Here is a 15,179-nt window from a genome sequence, read left to right as displayed (position 1 = left end):
GCCGGGTCTGCGAGCCCCGCACGCGAACAAAGGAGACACCATGAGCGCGCCGAGCGGTGACGTCGCCGAGCGGGCCACCGCCGGGTTCACCGACCAGTACGGCGGTGAAGCCACCGGCCGCTGGGCCGCACCCGGTCGGGTCAACCTGATCGGCGAGCACACCGACTACAACGACGGGTTCGTGCTGCCCTTCGCGCTGCCGATGCGTACCGTCGTCGCCGCCGACCGCCAGGACGACGAGCGCTGGACGGTCTGGTCCGAGCTCTCGGAGGAGACGATCACCTTCGGCGCGGACGACGTGGCCGAGCCCGGCCGGGTGACCGGCTGGGGCGCGTACGTGGCCGGGGTGGTCTGGGCGCTGCGCGACGCCGGCCACGCGGTGCCCGGCGCCCGGCTGGCGATCGCCTCCGACGTGCCGCTGGGCTCCGGGCTCTCCTCGTCGGCCGCGCTCGAGTCGGCCGTGCTCGCCGCCCTGCTCGACCTCGGCGGACTGGACCTGTCCCCCGAGCGGCAGCCGCGGCTGGCGCAGCGGGCGGAGAACGTCTACGTGGGCGCGCCGACCGGCATCATGGACCAGTCCGCGGTGATCCGCTGCCGCGCCGGGCACGCGCTCTTTCTCGACTGCCGCGACGAGTCCGTCGAGCACATCCCGTTCGACCTGGACGCCGCCGGGCTGGCCGTGCTGGTCATCGACAGCCGCGCCCCGCACCGGCACGCCGACGGGGAGTACGCGGCCCGCCGCCGGTCCTGCGAGGCGGGCGCGAAGGCGCTCGGCGTCGCCGCGCTGCGCGACGTGGCCGTCGACCAGCTCGACAGCGCGCTGGCCCGCCTCGACGACGAGGAGACCCGACGGCGCGTCCGGCACGTGGTCACCGAGGACCAGCGTGTGCTGGACACGGTGGCGCTGCTGCGCGCCGGCCGGGTCCGCGACATCGGCCCGCTGCTCACCGCCTCGCACGTCTCGATGCGCGACGACTTCGAGATCACCGTGCCGGAGATCGACACGGCAGTCGAGGCGGCCCTGTCGGCCGGCGCGCTGGGGGCCCGGATGACCGGCGGCGGGTTCGGCGGGTGCGTCCTGGCCCTGGTCGAGACCGGTCGCGTCGAGGCGGTGGCGGCAGCCGTCACTGCCGCGTACGCCGAACGGGACTTCACCGCCCCCACCACCGTCCCGGTCCTCCCCTCCCCCGGCGCGACCCGCCTCCCCTGACCCCACCCCCACTCACCCGCGGTGATCAAGAGCTTTGCGTCGGGATCCGGGCTCGGACTGACGCAACCTCTTGATCACCGCTGGCCGCGGGCGGGGTTTCCTCTAGTCGAGGGTGGCGCTGGGGGCGACGAAGACGACCTTGCCGTTGATCGGGGCGGTGGCGACCTCGGCGTGCACCTGCGCCAGGTCGGCCAGCGGCACCCGCCGGGTCACGCCGAGGTGCAGCTTGCCGGCGTCGAGCAGGGCCACCAGCTCGGCGAGCTGTTCGCCGTCGGGACGGAAGAAGAGATTGACACCCCGTACGCCGCGGGCCTCGTCGGACGCGGCGGGCATCCACACGGTGGTGTTGACCAGCACGCCGCCGTCCCGGATCACGGCGGCCAGTGCTGCCATCTGCTCCGGGGGGATCGGGGCGAAGTTGAGCACGACGTCGACAGGCTCGGACAGCTCCGGGATCCCTGGACCGTGGATCTCGTCGGCGCCGGCCGTCTTGGCCTGCTCGGAGCTGCGCGGGCCGGTCGTGGCGATCACGTACGCGCCGGCGTTCTTGGCCAGCTGCACCGCGTAGCCGCCGACGACGCCACCCGCGCCGTTGATCAGCACCCGCTGGCCGGTGGTCAGCTTCGCGTGGTCGAACAGCGCCTGCCACGCGGTGAGCCCGACCACCGGTAGTCCGGCGACGTCCACCAGCGGGACGCTCGTGGGGGCTGCCGCGAGGATCCGGGCCGGGGCGATGACGTACTCGGCGGCCGCGCCGGTGCTGGTCAGCGGCAGCGCGCCGACCACCCGGTCACCGATGTCGAAGCCGGTCACGTCCTCGCCGAGCGCGTCGACAGTGCCCGCGATGTCGATGCCGGGGGTGTGCGGCAGCCGGATCGGGATGGGGCCCTGCATGAGCCCGGCGCGGATGTTGCCCTCGACCGGGTTGAACGACGTCGCCGCCACCCGGATCCGGACCTCGCCGGCACCGGGGACCGGCTGCTCCACGTCTTCGTAGCGCAGGACCTCGGGGGTGCCGTACTCGTGGAAACGCACTGCCTTCATGACGATCCTCGTCCTTCCGAAATCCGTCGTGCTTCGATTTCGAAGCACATTTGAACACTAGCACGCTTCAAATTCGAAGCAAGAGTGGTGCGGCAGGTGACAGCCGTCTCAGTCGGGGTTGTCGAGGTCGGCGGAACTCATCACTGCCGGCGGCCAGAGCACGGAGCGCCGCGCGAACCGGGGCAGCTCACTGCCTTCCCGGTTGGACCACTCAAGCGTGGCGCAGGACAACAGGCGGGGGGAATGGTCTCGTCATCCACGGTACGAGAGACCATGGATGAGAGCTTCAGGCTCGGCTCACGCCTCGCCCCGGCTGCTGGTGATCAGCCGCCGGAGCTTCGCCTCACTCGGCGATCCGGGTTCGGCCATGAAGACCAGCAGATCCTGGCCCTCGTCGGGATCCACCAGCCGCCGGCTGTACAACTCCAACTCGCCCAGTTCCGCGTGCCGGTAGCGCTTGAGCTCGTGGTGATGGGTGACGTCCACCTCGTGCCGCCGCCAGATCTCGGCGAACTCGGTGCTGACCGCCAGCAGCGCGGCGACGATGTCCCCGGCGGTGCCCGCCGGGTCGGTCGTGTACGCCGCCCGCAGGTCCACGGTGAAGACCCGGCCGCGTACGTCATGGTCCTCCGGCGGATAGATGGCCCGCTGGGCCGGGTCGGTGAACCAGCGATAGACCAGGTAGCGCGACAGGCCGTCGAAACGGGTGTAGTCACCGAACAGCGCCACCGCCGCCGGGGTCTGCAGCAACGCCTCGCCGAACCGGGAGAACACGATCGCGGGCGTGTCCGAGAGTTGCTCCGCGATGGTCCTGATGGCCAGACCGACCCGGTCGTCCGGCGGTGTACGCCGGGGTGCCGCGTGCCCGGCGAGTGCGAACAGATGCTCCCGCTCGCTGGGGCTGAGCCGCAACGCCCGGGCCACGGCGGTCAGCATCTGCTCGGACGGCATCGGGCCGCGCTTCTGCTCGAGCCGGCTGTAGTAGTCGGCCGACATGCCGGCCAGCACCGCGACCTCCTCGCGCCGCAGCCCACCGGTACGACGCCGGGCGCCCCGCGGCAGCCCCACCTCCTCCGGTTGCAGTGCTTCCCGGCGAGCCCGGAGAAAGTCCGCCAGCAGGGCGCGGTCCACCGCTCTCCCCTGCCTCAGTCGGTCTGGTTACGCCGGGCGCGAGGCTTGGCGGAGCGGGGCGGAGCGGCGCGCATGTGGTCGCGGACCCGGCCCAGGACGGAGTTGAGGGCGGCGACGTCATCGCCGGTCAGGGGTTCGAACAACAGGTCCCGGACGCGGTCGACATGCCCGGGGAGCACCTGGGCGATCAGGTCGCGACCGACGTCGGTGACCGTCACCATGACACTGCGCTCGTCGTCCGGCGACGGCGAACGGGTGATCAGGCCGCGCTTTTCCAGCAAGCCCGCCTGGTAGGTCAGCCCGCTGCGGCTGTACACGACGCCGTCGGCCAGGTCGGTCATCCGCAGCTTGCCCCCGGGCGCGTCGACGAGCCGGGCGAGGAGCTGGAACTGCACGTAGCTGAGGTCACCGTCGACGCGCAGGTGCTCGTCCACCGCGTACTGAAGAAGGCTGTTGACCTCCACCAGAGCAAAGTACGCGCCAAGTTGCTCCGCACTCAGGCCTGGCGCCGCTTCACTCACCCCGTGATCGTACCTGCTTTGAATTCGAAGTTGTTCACCGCGGATGGCCTTGCGCGATCCCGACGGCGCGGCGCGCGGTCAGGCCGCCTCGACGATCATGGCGGCGCCCACCGTGCGGTTGGTGGTCTCGTCGATGATGACGAAGCCACCTGTGGTGCGGTTGCGGCGGTACTCGTCGGCAAGCAGCGGCACCGTCGTGCGCAGCCGTACCCGGCCGATCTCGTTGAGCCGCAGCTCGTCGGCCGACTCGTCGCGGTGCAGCGAGTTGATGTCCAGCCGGTAGTGCAACCCGCGCACGATCGCCCGCGCCGAGCGGGTGGTGTGCTTGATCGCGTAGCGGGCGCCGACGCGCAGCGGCTGGGTCTCGTCCATCCAGCAGACCATCGCCTCGATGTCCTGTGCCACAGCGGGCGCGTTGTTCGGCCGGCAGATCAGGTCGCCCCGGGAGATGTCGATCTCGTCGGCCAGCCGTACCGTCACCGACATCGGCGGGAACGCCTCCGCGACCGGCCCGTCGGCGGTCTCCACGGCGGCGATCCGGCTGGTGAAGCCGGACGGCAGCACCATCACCTCGTCGCCCGGCTTGAGCACACCGGAGGCGACCTGACCGGCGTAGCCCCGGTAGTCGGTGACAGTCGTGGACTGCGGACGGATCACGTACTGCACCGGGAACCGGACGTCGACCAGGTTGCGGTCGCTGGCGATGTGCACCCGCTCCAGGTGGTGCAGCAGCGACGGCCCCTCGTACCACGGCATGTTCTCCGACCGGGACACGATGTTGTCGCCGCGCAGCGCGGAGATCGGCACCACTGTCAGGTCCGGAACGTCGAGCTTCGCGGCGAACGCCGTGAACTCGTCGGCGATCCGCTCGTAGACCTCCTGCGACCAGTCGACCAGGTCCATCTTGTTGACACAGAGGACCAGGTGCGGCACCCGCAGCAGCGAGCAGAGGAACGCGTGCCGACGGGACTGCTCGACCAGGCCCTTGCGCGCGTCCACCAGGATCAGCGCCAGGTCGGCCGTGGAGGCGCCGGTGACCATGTTGCGGGTGTACTGGATGTGCCCGGGGGTGTCCGCGATGATGAACTTGCGCCGGGGCGTGGCGAAGTACCGGTACGCCACGTCGATGGTGATGCCCTGCTCCCGCTCGGCGCGCAGGCCGTCGGTGAGCAGCGCCAGGTTGGTGTACTCGTCGCCACGGGCCGCGCTGACCGCCTCCACCGCCGCCAGCTGGTCGGTGAAGAGCGACTTGGTGTCGTAGAGCAGCCGGCCGATCAGGGTCGACTTGCCGTCGTCCACGCTGCCGGCGGTGGCGAACCGCAGCAGGTCCATGGGCCGCGCCTCACCGGTGGCCTCGGTGCCGGCGGCGGCCGGGGCCACGATCTCGGTGGTCATCAGAAGTACCCCTCCCGCTTGCGGTCCTCCATGGCGGCCTCGCTGACCCGGTCGTCACCACGGGTCGCGCCCCGCTCGGTGATCCGCGTGGCCGCCACCTCCTCGATGACCTTCTCCACGGTGTCCGCGTCCGAGCGGACCGCCGCGGTGCAGGAGGCGTCGCCGACGGTGCGGTAGCGCACCTGAGCCTTGAACCGTTCCTCACCCGCACGGGGACGGAAGAACTCGTTGACCGCGTAGACCATCCCGTCCCGCTCGATCACCTCGCGCTCGTGCGCGTAGTAGATCGACGGCAGGGGGATGCGCTCCCGGGCGATGTAGTGCCACACGTCCAGCTCGGTCCAGTTGGACAGCGGGAAGACCCGGATCGACTCGCCCGGGTGGTGCCGGCCGTTGTAGAGCGACCACAGCTCCGGGCGCTGGTTCTTCGGATCCCACTGGCCGAACTCGTCGCGGAAGCTGAACACCCGCTCCTTGGCCCGCGCCTTCTCCTCGTCGCGGCGGGCGCCACCGAACAGCGCGTCGAAGCGGTGCTTCTCCACCGCGTCCAGCAGCACCGGCGTCTGGATCCGGTTGCGCATCCCGTCACCGGACTCACGGACCAGCCCGCTGGCCAGGGCCTCCGGCACGCTCGCCACCACGAGTTGCAGCCCCAGTTCGGCGACCCGCTGGTCGCGGTATTCGAGCACCTCGGGGAAGTTGTGCCCGGTGTCGACGTGCATCACGGGAAAGGGGATGTTGGCCGGAGCGAACGCCTTCTGCGCCAACCGCAGCATGACGATCGAGTCCTTGCCACCGGAGAAGAGCAGCACCGGGCGTTCCATCTCGGCGACGACCTCGCGCATCACGAAGATGCTCTCGGCTTCGAGGGCGTCCAGGTGGGAGACCCGGTAGGCCGCGGGGGACGTCATGACACTCGCTCGCTCATCCGATTTCCAGACCTTTCCGGTCGGACATGTCAAGAAGTGCGCTCAGGCTACCCGGAATGCCTCTGCAGCGCTGCAAGCAACCGGTTGGCGAGATCCTTGCGACAGACCAGCAGGTCCGGCAGGCGCGGATCCGCCTCGTTGTATCGAAGCGCAGAACCGTCGATACGGGAAGCGTGTAGTCCGGTGGCCGTCGCCACAGCCACCGGAGCCGCCGAGTCCCACTCGTACTGCCCACCCGCATGGATGTACGCGTCCACCTCGCCGGTCACCACCGCGGCGATCTTGGCACCGGCCGAGCCCATCGGCACCAGGTGCGCGCCGACGTCCTCGGCCAGGTCGGTGAGGAACACCGGCGGCCGGCTCCGGCTCGCCGCCAGCCGGATCTTCCGCTCGCCGGCCGTCGCCGCCTCCACGGTCATCGGCGGGTACGCCGGCGGATAGTCGGTGCCCAGCACCCGGTGCTGCGCCGGCAACCCCACGGCCCCGGCGACCAGCCCGTGCGGGCTCGGCGCGTTCCGCGCCCAGAGCGCGATGTGCACCGCCCAGTCCGACCGGCCCTCCTCGGAGAACTCCCGGGTGCCGTCCAACGGATCGATGATCCACACACGGTCCGCGGTCAACCGGGACACCGCCCCGGCGTTCACCTCGGCCGCCCAGGCCAACCGGGAGCCCTCGTCCTCCTCGGAGAGCACCGCGTCCCCCGGCCGCCACCGCGCCAACTCCGTGCGGATCAGGTCGTGCGACACCTTGTCCCCGGCCGACTTCAGCGCGCCCGTGTCCGCGAAGCCCAGCTCCGTTCGCAGGTCGAGCAGCGCCTGACCGGCCCGGGAGGCCAACCATCGGGCGAACGCCCCGTCGATCATCGGAGGACTGCCCATCTGCCCGCTCCCGTCGCCTCGCCGCGGCCCGTGCCCGCACGCACCGATCGGCCGCGACCCGCGTCGCCGGTCACGGCACGCCGAAAGGCGCAGACTACCGGCCAACCGTTTCCGATCCGGTATGCCCCGCCCGGCTCAAGCCCCGTGATAGAGGTTCTGGGTCGGCTCCACGCCCTTGACGATCACCGACTCCACCACATCGGCGGCCCGGTCCACCAGGAAATCCAGCTCCTTGCGCTCTGCCGCGCCGAAATCCGACAGCACGTAATCCGCCGGATCCTGCCGACCCGGTGGCCGACCCACGCCGAACCGCACCCGGACGTAGTCCTTGGTGCCCAACGACTTGGACATCGAACGCAGGCCGTTGTGCCCGCCCTCACCGCCGCCGAACTTGACCCGCACCTGGCCGAACCCGATGTCCAGTTCGTCGTGCACCGCGATCACCTGCGCCGGAGGCACCTTGTAGAACTGCGACAGCGCCGCGACCGGCCCACCGGACAGGTTCATGTACGTCAGTGGCTTGACCAGCACCAGCTTCGGGCCGCCGAACCCCAGCCGCCCCTCCGCGACCTCGGCCACCGCCCGCTTGTGCCTACCGAACCGCGCGCCCAACCGCCCCGCCAACAGCTCCGCCACCATGAACCCGACGTTGTGCCGGTTCCCGGCGTACTCCCGGCCCGGATTGCCCAGGCCGACCACCAGCCACGGCCCCGCCTCGTCCGTCACGACCCGTCCCTCCCGCCGTCTTCACCGACTCCCGATACGCCGGCAGGCGCCCCCGAAACTCGGGGACGCCTGCCGCGCGATACGAACCGATCAGGCCTCGGTACGCGCCTCGGTGTTCTCCGCGCCCTCGGCGGCCGGGGCGTCCGCGCCCTCGGAGCCCTCGGTGACCTCGCCGGTCTCGGCGTCGGCCTCCTCGGTGGCCTCCTCGACCTCGGGCAGCGTCGCCTCGAGCTGCTCGGCGGTCGGCGCGGCGGTCACGGCGGCGACCGGCAGCGTCGGGTCGACGGCCAGCTCGACACCGCTGGGCAGCTCGACGTCGCCTGCGGTCACCGAGGAGCCCGCCTCCAGGCCCTCGATCGACGCCTCGAGGTGGTCCGGCACCTTGGTGGCGTCGGCGGTCACCGAGAGGGTGTCGTGGTCGTGCACGATCAGGGTGTCCCGCGCGGCCTCGCCGGTCAGCTGGACCGGCACCTCGACGGTGACCTTCTCGCCCCGGCGCACCAGGATGAGGTCGACGTGCTCGAAGGTGTCCCGGATCGGGTCACGCTGGATCGCCTTCGGCAGCGCCAGCACCTGGGTGCCGTCGGTGATGTCGATCGCGAAGAGCTGGTTGGCACCGCCCTTGCGGATCGCGGCGGCGAACTCCCGCGACGGCAGCGCGATGTGCTTGGGCTTCTCGCCGTGGCCGTACAGCACGGCGGGCACCTTGCCGGCCCGGCGGGTACGACGGGCACCACCCTTGCCGAACTCGGTGCGGGGCTCGGCGCTGATCTTTACCTCGGACACGGGGAAACTCCTGATGCTTTCGCTACGGCGGCTTGTCGTCTTGCGGTGCTGGGGCGAGGGGCTCGCTGGGGCTCATGCGTCATGAACGACTGCCCGGAGCACCGCGTCGATGACGGTGCCTCCGTGCGGCGCTCTTCAGCGGCCCGCCGGGCACCCTCGCCGTGGCAACCGCACCAGTCTACCCGAGCTGTTTCCCGGGTTTTCGGCAGTCCCCGGTCACAGCTCCAGACCGGCGCGCCGACGGCGTTCCCATCGGCGTGCCAGCCCCGTTTCCCACCAGACTGCCAGCTTTTCCCCCACCGGCGCGTCGAATGGCGAAACGGGGCGCACCCTCAGCTCAGGCCACCGAAGAGAGTGGTCACCGATCCGTCGTCGAAGACCTCGCGGATCGCCCGCGCCAGAAGCGGCGCGATCGACAGCACGGTCAGCTTGTCGAGCTGCTTCTCCGGCGGCAACGGCAGCGTGTTGGTCACCACGACCTCGCTGATCGGGCTGTTCTTCAACCGCTCGGTCGCCGGGTCCGACAGGAGCGCGTGGGTGGACGCCACCACGATCTCCGCCGCGCCCGACTCCTTGAGGATGTCCGCCGCCTTGGCGATCGTGCCACCGGTGTCGATCATGTCGTCGACGATCAGGCAGACGCGACCCTCGACCTCACCGACCACCCGGTTCGCCACCACCTGGTTCGGCTTCATCGGGTCGCGGGTCTTGTGGATGAACGCCAGCGGGCAGCCACCCAGCCGGTCGGTCCACCGCTCGGCCACCCGCACCCGGCCCGAGTCCGGCGCCACCACTGTCATCGGCCGGCCGGCGTACCTGTGCTCCACGTACTCGGCCAGGATGTCCATCGCGAAGAGGTGGTCCACCGGCCCGTCGAAGAAGCCCTGGATCTGCGCGGTGTGCAGGTCGACCGTGAGGATCCGGTTCGCGCCCGCGGTCTTCAGCAGGTCCGCCACGAGCCGGGCCGAGATCGGCTCCCGGCCGCGGTGCTTCTTGTCCTGCCGGGCGTACGGGTAGAACGGCAGCACCACGGTGATCCGCTTCGCCGACCCCCGCTTCAACGCGTCCACCATGATCAGGGTCTCCATGACCCAGGTGTTCACCCCGTGCGTCACGGACTGCACCACGAAGGCGTCCGAACCACGTACCGAGTCCTTGAACCGTACGAAGATCTCGCCGTTGGCGAACTCGTACGCGTCGGCCGGCGTCGGTGCCACACCGAGCACCTCGCCGATCTCCTTGGCCAGCTCCGGGAAACCCCGGCCGGAGAAGAGCATCAGGCTCTTGCGGTTTTCGGCGACGATGCTGCCCATGGGCCCGTCTGCTCCCGTTTGTCGGCGGTACCCGACCCGGTGGTGGTGGGTCGGGGACTATTCGGTTGCAGTATCTCCCGCGCCGGACGCACCGCCCACCGTCTCGGCCCGCCCGTGCATTGCCTCACTGTCGCTTGCGGTGCCGGCCACCTCCGACGCACCCTCCGCGTCGCCGATCCGCTGCGCACCCTCCGCGTCGCCGGCACGCTGCGCGGCCTCGGCCGCCGCCGTACCGGCCCGCCGCTTCACCACCCAGCCCTCGATGTTGCGCTGCCGTGCCCGGGCGACACCCATCGCGCCCGGCGGCACGTCGTCCACGATCACCGAGCCGGCCGCCGTGTACGCGCCGTCGCCCACCTCGACCGGTGCCACGAACATGTTGTCCGCCCCCGTCCGGGCGTGACTGCCGATCACCGTGCGGTGCTTGTTGACCCCGTCGTAGTTGACGAAGACCGACGCGGCACCGATGTTGGTCTGCTCGCCGATGGTCGCGTCACCCACGTACGTCAGGTGCGGCACCTTCGAGCCGGCGCCGATCTCGGAGTTCTTCACCTCGACGAACGTGCCGACCTTCGCCTTGTCGGCGAGCCGCGCGGCCGGCCGCAGGTACGCGTACGGTCCCACGCTTGCGCCCGCGCCCACCTCCGCGCCCACCGCGTGGCTGCGCACCACCGACGCGGCCGGGCCGACGATCGTGTCGACAAGCGTCACGTCCGGCCCGACCAGCGCGCCCGCGCCGACCACCGTGGCGCCGCGCAACTGGGTGTTCTGGTCGACCACCGCGTCGCGGTCAAGCGCGACCGTCACGTCGATCCAGGTGGTCACCGGGTCGAGCAGGCTCACCCCGGTACGCATCCACGCCTCGTTGACCCGGTCGCGCAGCAGCCGCCGCAGCGACGCCAACTCCACCCGGTCGTTGCAGCCCAGCGTCTCGACGTGGTCGACGGCCACGTGCACCGCTACCGGCTCGCCGGCGGAACGGAGCAGGCCGAACACGTCGGTCAGGTACTCCTCGCCCTGGTCGTTGTCGGTGGAGAGCTTGCCCAGCGCCTCGCGCAGCCGCACCGCGTCGAACGCGTAGATGCCGGCGTTGATCTCCCGGATGGCGCGCTGCGTGGCGTCGGCGTCGCGCTCCTCGACGATCTGCTCCAGCCGGCCGTCGGTGTCCCGGACGATCCGTCCCAGCCCGGTCGGGTCGGGCACCTCGGCGGCCAGCACGGTGGCCGCGGCGGCGGCCTCCTCGTGCGCGGTCACCAACGCGCCCACCGTCTCCGGACGCAGCAACGGCACGTCTCCGTTGATCACCACGACCGTGCCGGCGCCCTCCGGCACGGCGTCGAGCGCGATCCGGACGGCGTGCCCGGTGCCGAGCTGCTCGGCCTGGAGCACGGGGGTGGCGTCGGGGGCGATCTCGGTCAGGTGCGCCCGGACCTGGTCGGCGCCGTGCCCCACCACGACGACGGTGCGGTCGGCGCCCAGCGGCGCGGCGGCGCTCAGCACGTGACCGAGCAGGGTGCGGCCGAGCAGGGGGTGCAACACCTTGGGCAGTGTCGACTTCATCCGCTTGCCCTCACCGGCGGCGAGTACGACGACGGTACGAAGGTGGGGCTGGGGCACGACGTGGCTCCCGTCGGGACGGCGGACACTCTCGCGGCCATGCTAACCACGGGGCCCGGCACCGTTCCCTCTTACCCCCAGGAGAACCCAAAACGGACTTAGGGGAACAGCTCGGCCGCCAGGGTTCGAACCTGAAATACGGGTACCAAAGACCCGGGTGTTGCCAATTACACCACGGCCGATCGCAACGTCAGGACGCCGTCGCTCCCCGACGAGCATCCTGCCGCTACACCTTAACGCCCGACCGGGGCGACGCCAGCACTCCTGCCCTTCATGATCCTTCCAATCCTCCCGCGTCGATCACGGCGCCGGCGGCGATGGCACCCCTCGCTGGACGCCGCGACGGGCCCCGAACCAGGGGGCCGAGACGGACGAATACAGCCCGGAGCAACGGCCCTGACCAGGGCTTTGGAACGTTCGTGCGGCGACGTTCCGAAACTTCCCCGTGCGCTCTACCGAGCCGTAAGTTACGGTGACGTAGGCGTAGGTTCGTGATCGTTTCCGTCCCCTCTGCGAGGTGCCATGTCCACCACCATGCTCGAACCCCACACCGCCGGTCCCGGCCCGAAACCGCTCACCGACGGCAGCCAGTCCTCCGGGATCCTGGCCGCCCTGTGGGCCTTCGTCGTGATTCCCTTCGTGGCCCTGCTGGTCGCCGTGCCGATGGCCTGGGGCGGCTGGCTGGGTTGGAGCGACGTGATCATCGGCCTGGTCTGGTACGTGGTCTCCGGGCTCGGCATCACTGTGGGCTTCCACCGCTACTTCACGCACGGCTCGTTCAAGGCCAAGCGGTGGCTGCGGGTGACCCTGGCGGTCGCGGGTTCGCTGGCCGTGCAGGGCGAGATCATCCAGTGGGTGGCCGATCACCGGCGGCACCACGCGTTCTCCGACCTGGAGGGTGACCCGCACTCGCCGTGGCGTTTCGGCACCAGCTTCTGGGCACTGACGCGGGGCCTGTTCCACGCACACGTGGGCTGGCTGTTCCGCCGCGAACTGTCCAACCGGGAGCGGTTCGCACCGGATCTGATCGCCGACCGCGACATCAGCCGAGTGGACCGGCTGTTCCCCGTGCTGGTGGCCGTCTCGCTGCTCGGCCCGGCGCTGATCGGGGGCCTGGTGACCTGGTCGTGGCAGGGAGCGCTTACCGCATTCTTCTGGGCCGGGCTGGTCCGGATCGGCCTCCTGCACCACGTCACCTGGGCGATCAACTCGGTCTGCCACGTGTACGGCGAGCGCCCGTTCGCGATGCGCCAGGGCGACCGCGCGTCGAACTTCTGGCCGCTGGCGATCCTGTCGTTCGGTGAGAGCTGGCACAACCTGCACCACGCCGACCCGACCAGCGCGCGGCACGGCGTGCTGCGTGGTCAGGTGGACATCTCCGCCCGGGTGATCTGGCTGTTCGAGAAGACGGGCGCGGCGTCGCAGGTGCGCTGGCCCAAGCCCGAGCGCCTCGCCGCGAAGCTCGTGAAGCCTGTCGCACCCCGATAAACCGGGCGATGCCGCGGCGTGTCGCCTGGCAGGATGGCCGGATGACCGAGCGCAGCGGGTTAACCGGACGGCTCGGCGGACGGGGGGCCGGGCCCGATCCGGGTACGGTCGGACGGCACGGCAGGGCGGTCCGGCCGCCCGCCAGTGAGGCGACGACGTGAACGGGCACAGCGGAGGCACCATCCCACGGCAGGGCGTGACCGAGCGCCAGCGAGGCGGCGACATGCCCGAGGTCAGCGACGACGCCGGCAGCCGGCGCCCGGTGCCGGCTGCGGCGGCGAAACCCAAGCCCGCCTCCCGCGTACGCATGTCGGCGGCCCAGCGCCGCGAGCAGTTGATCGCGACCGGCCGGCAACTGTTCGCCGAGCGCGGTTTCGACGCCACCTCCATCGAGGAGGTGGCGGCCCGCGCCAAGGTCTCCAAGCCGGTGGTGTACGAGCACTTCGGCGGCAAGGAGGGGCTGTACGCGGTAGTTGTCGACCGGGAGGTCCGGGCCCTCCTGGACCGGATCACCACGGCGCTTACCGCGGGGCATCCGCGCGAGCTGCTGGAGCAGGCGGCGATGGCCCTGCTGGGCTACATCGAGGAGGAGACCAGCGGGTTCCGGGTGCTGGTCCGTGAGTCGCCGCTGATGTCCGGGACGGCCACGTTCAGCAGCGTGATGAACGACGTGGCGCACCAGGTCGAGCACATCCTGGGCGCCGAGTTCAAGAGCCGGGGGTACGACCCGAAGCTGGCCGAGCTCTACTCGCAGGCGCTGGTGGGCATGGTCGCGTTGACCGGCCGCTGGTGGCTGGAGGTGCGCAAGCCACGCAAGGAGACGGTGGCGGCGCACCTGGTCAACCTGGCCTGGAACGGGTTGTCGCACCTGGAGGCGAAGCCGACCTTGATCACCAGCCGTCGCCACTGACCCCGGTCAGCTGCGGTGCGCGTCGGCCACCGGATGTTTGCGGCGTTCCATCTCCGCCTCGGCGTGCTCCGACGGGCCGACCTTGTCGTAGAGGCCGGTGCCGAGCAGGATCAGCCCGAACAGCATCGACACGATCACTGTCGACATCGAGAAGTTGAGGAAGTTCGCGTCGGTCTGCAGCACGGACATCATCAGGATGCTGGTCACCAGGAACACCACCCCGGCGGTGAGGTTCATGTAGTGGCCGAGGTTGCTGCGCCGGGACGCTCCGAAGATCAGGACGGCTCCGAAGACCACCGAGGCGAGTGAGAAGGCCAGGTTGGTGCGGAGCCCGAGGGCCCAGTGGCTGCCCCGGTCGAAGAGTGGGTCGCCGATCGTCTCGGCGACACCCCAGACACCGAAGACCAGGATGTAGACGCCGATCAGGCCGGAGAGGACCCGGTAGAGCGGCCGTGCCGGATGGTTCACCGGAAAGTGCGGCATACCAGACCCCCTGATTGACCGATTCAGGAGGATTGTCGCCCAAACAAGAGCCAACTGTCCGAAGAACCCCGAAGCCCGAAAGGGTCCGCCGAAGGCAGGACCAGGTCGGGTTTTCGCCGGAGCCCGAGCTGCGCAGGGATCAAGCCTGACCGCCCGGAGCAGCTCGGGCTCCGGCGAAAACCACAACCGCGAGAGACTCAGAGAACGAGACGAGCCTTCTGGAAAGCCTCCGCCTCATCCTCAGTGCCGACCTTGCCGTACATGCCGGCCATGAGCAGCACCAGGGCGGCCGTCATCACGACGATCACGGTGAAGATGCTGAAGTTGAAGAAGTTGGCGTCGGTCCGGATGAAGGCCAGACCGGCCAGGCTGATCACCATCAGGGCGTACGCCAGCCACTGGTTGATCGCCACGTCGATGTTGCGGCCGAGCGCGGTGCCGACCAGCACGACGAGCCCGAGCAGCACGCACAGCAGCGAGAAGCCGAGGTTGGTGCCCTGGCCGAGGACGCGGGTGTCGTCCTGGGCGAGGATCTCGTCACCGGCGCCCGCGATGATGCCGAGCACGCCGAAGACCACCAGGTACAGACCGGTCAGCCCGCCGATCGCCCGGTAGATCGGCCGCGCGGGGTGGTTGATGGGGGTGTGGGCCATGTCTGGGTCTCCAAGGGTGAGGTGTCGCCGACGATTGTCCCGCATGTGTCGGTGTGACGCCGCACACGGCCCCCGCGCCGGCGCGCCCGGCCCGC

At 70.4% G+C, this 15,179-nt stretch carries 15 protein-coding genes and 1 tRNA gene; 3 read left to right on the top strand and 13 right to left on the bottom strand.

All coding sequences use genetic code 11. From position 1 onward, the window contains the following. Positions 1 to 40 precede the first annotated feature (40 nt). Positions 41 to 1,210 (top strand): galactokinase, encoded by a 1,170-nt coding sequence (galK, locus tag MILUP08_RS05210; protein ID WP_007455406.1) that lies wholly within the window; start codon positions 41 to 43, stop codon positions 1,208 to 1,210. Between the two features lie 102 nt (positions 1,211 to 1,312). Here the strand turns inward: galK and MILUP08_RS05205 are convergent, their stop codons facing one another. The 11 genes from MILUP08_RS05205 to MILUP08_RS05155 form a co-directional block, all read right to left on the bottom strand. Next, positions 1,313 to 2,254 (bottom strand): NADP-dependent oxidoreductase, encoded by a 942-nt coding sequence (locus tag MILUP08_RS05205; RefSeq protein ID WP_007455405.1) that lies wholly within the window; start codon positions 2,252 to 2,254, stop codon positions 1,313 to 1,315. A 297-nt stretch (positions 2,255 to 2,551) separates the two neighbouring features. Continuing rightward, positions 2,552 to 3,385: a helix-turn-helix transcriptional regulator gene (locus MILUP08_RS05200; RefSeq protein WP_007455403.1), complete on the bottom strand. Its 834-nt coding sequence runs from the start codon at positions 3,383 to 3,385 to the stop codon at positions 2,552 to 2,554. 14 nt (positions 3,386 to 3,399) lie between these two features. Next, positions 3,400 to 3,849, bottom strand: a complete 450-nt coding sequence (locus tag MILUP08_RS05195) for a MarR family winged helix-turn-helix transcriptional regulator (RefSeq protein ID WP_237747034.1) — start codon at positions 3,847 to 3,849, stop codon at positions 3,400 to 3,402. A 135-nt stretch (positions 3,850 to 3,984) separates the two neighbouring features. After that, positions 3,985 to 5,301, bottom strand: coding sequence for a sulfate adenylyltransferase subunit 1 (locus tag MILUP08_RS05190; RefSeq protein WP_007455401.1), 1,317 nt, complete (start codon positions 5,299 to 5,301; stop codon positions 3,985 to 3,987). Beyond that, on the bottom strand, positions 5,301 to 6,212 hold the full coding sequence (cysD, locus tag MILUP08_RS05185; protein ID WP_007455400.1) for a sulfate adenylyltransferase subunit CysD: 912 nt from the start codon (positions 6,210 to 6,212) through the stop codon (positions 5,301 to 5,303). Before cysD ends, MILUP08_RS05190 begins: the two co-directional genes overlap by 1 nt. Positions 6,213 to 6,277: 65 nt before the next feature. After that, positions 6,278 to 7,108 carry an inositol monophosphatase family protein gene (locus MILUP08_RS05180; RefSeq protein ID WP_007455399.1) on the bottom strand — a complete coding sequence of 277 codons (831 nt, stop codon included), beginning with the start codon at positions 7,106 to 7,108 and terminating at the stop codon, positions 6,278 to 6,280. Positions 7,109 to 7,243: 135 nt separating this feature from the next. Then, positions 7,244 to 7,834 (bottom strand): aminoacyl-tRNA hydrolase, encoded by a 591-nt coding sequence (gene pth, locus MILUP08_RS05175; protein WP_007455398.1) that lies wholly within the window; start codon positions 7,832 to 7,834, stop codon positions 7,244 to 7,246. Between the two features lie 90 nt (positions 7,835 to 7,924). Continuing rightward, a complete protein-coding gene (locus MILUP08_RS05170) occupies positions 7,925 to 8,620 on the bottom strand; it encodes a 50S ribosomal protein L25/general stress protein Ctc (RefSeq protein WP_007455397.1) in 696 nt (231 codons plus the stop codon). 332 nt (positions 8,621 to 8,952) lie between these two features. Continuing rightward, complete coding sequence (locus tag MILUP08_RS05165) at positions 8,953 to 9,933, bottom strand: ribose-phosphate diphosphokinase (RefSeq protein ID WP_007455396.1); 981 nt, start codon at positions 9,931 to 9,933, stop codon at positions 8,953 to 8,955. 57 nt (positions 9,934 to 9,990) lie between these two features. Then, on the bottom strand, positions 9,991 to 11,550 hold the full coding sequence (glmU, locus tag MILUP08_RS05160) for a bifunctional UDP-N-acetylglucosamine diphosphorylase/glucosamine-1-phosphate N-acetyltransferase GlmU (RefSeq protein WP_007455395.1): 1,560 nt from the start codon (positions 11,548 to 11,550) through the stop codon (positions 9,991 to 9,993). Positions 11,551 to 11,660: 110 nt separating this feature from the next. Continuing rightward, positions 11,661 to 11,732 (bottom strand) — tRNA-Gln (locus MILUP08_RS05155). 340 nt (positions 11,733 to 12,072) lie between these two features. Here MILUP08_RS05155 and MILUP08_RS05150 point away from each other — a divergent pair. Next, positions 12,073 to 13,038 carry an acyl-CoA desaturase gene (locus tag MILUP08_RS05150; protein ID WP_007455394.1) on the top strand — a complete coding sequence of 322 codons (966 nt, stop codon included), beginning with the start codon at positions 12,073 to 12,075 and terminating at the stop codon, positions 13,036 to 13,038. Between the two features lie 223 nt (positions 13,039 to 13,261). Next, a complete protein-coding gene (locus MILUP08_RS05145; protein ID WP_007455392.1) occupies positions 13,262 to 13,948 on the top strand; it encodes a TetR/AcrR family transcriptional regulator in 687 nt (228 codons plus the stop codon). Between the two features lie 6 nt (positions 13,949 to 13,954). Here the strand turns inward: MILUP08_RS05145 and MILUP08_RS05140 are convergent, their stop codons facing one another. Both MILUP08_RS05140 and MILUP08_RS05135 read right to left on the bottom strand, forming a co-directional pair. Next, positions 13,955 to 14,431 carry a DUF4383 domain-containing protein gene (locus MILUP08_RS05140; protein WP_007455390.1) on the bottom strand — a complete coding sequence of 159 codons (477 nt, stop codon included), beginning with the start codon at positions 14,429 to 14,431 and terminating at the stop codon, positions 13,955 to 13,957. A 197-nt stretch (positions 14,432 to 14,628) separates the two neighbouring features. Then, positions 14,629 to 15,084 carry a DUF4383 domain-containing protein gene (locus MILUP08_RS05135; protein WP_007455388.1) on the bottom strand — a complete coding sequence of 152 codons (456 nt, stop codon included), beginning with the start codon at positions 15,082 to 15,084 and terminating at the stop codon, positions 14,629 to 14,631. Between the last annotated feature and the right edge of the window lie 95 nt (positions 15,085 to 15,179).

This window comes from Micromonospora lupini str. Lupac 08, assembly GCF_000297395.2.
GTDB classification, from domain to species: domain Bacteria; phylum Actinomycetota; class Actinomycetes; order Mycobacteriales; family Micromonosporaceae; genus Micromonospora; species Micromonospora lupini.
This window is presented reverse-complemented; position numbering and strand designations above follow the sequence as displayed.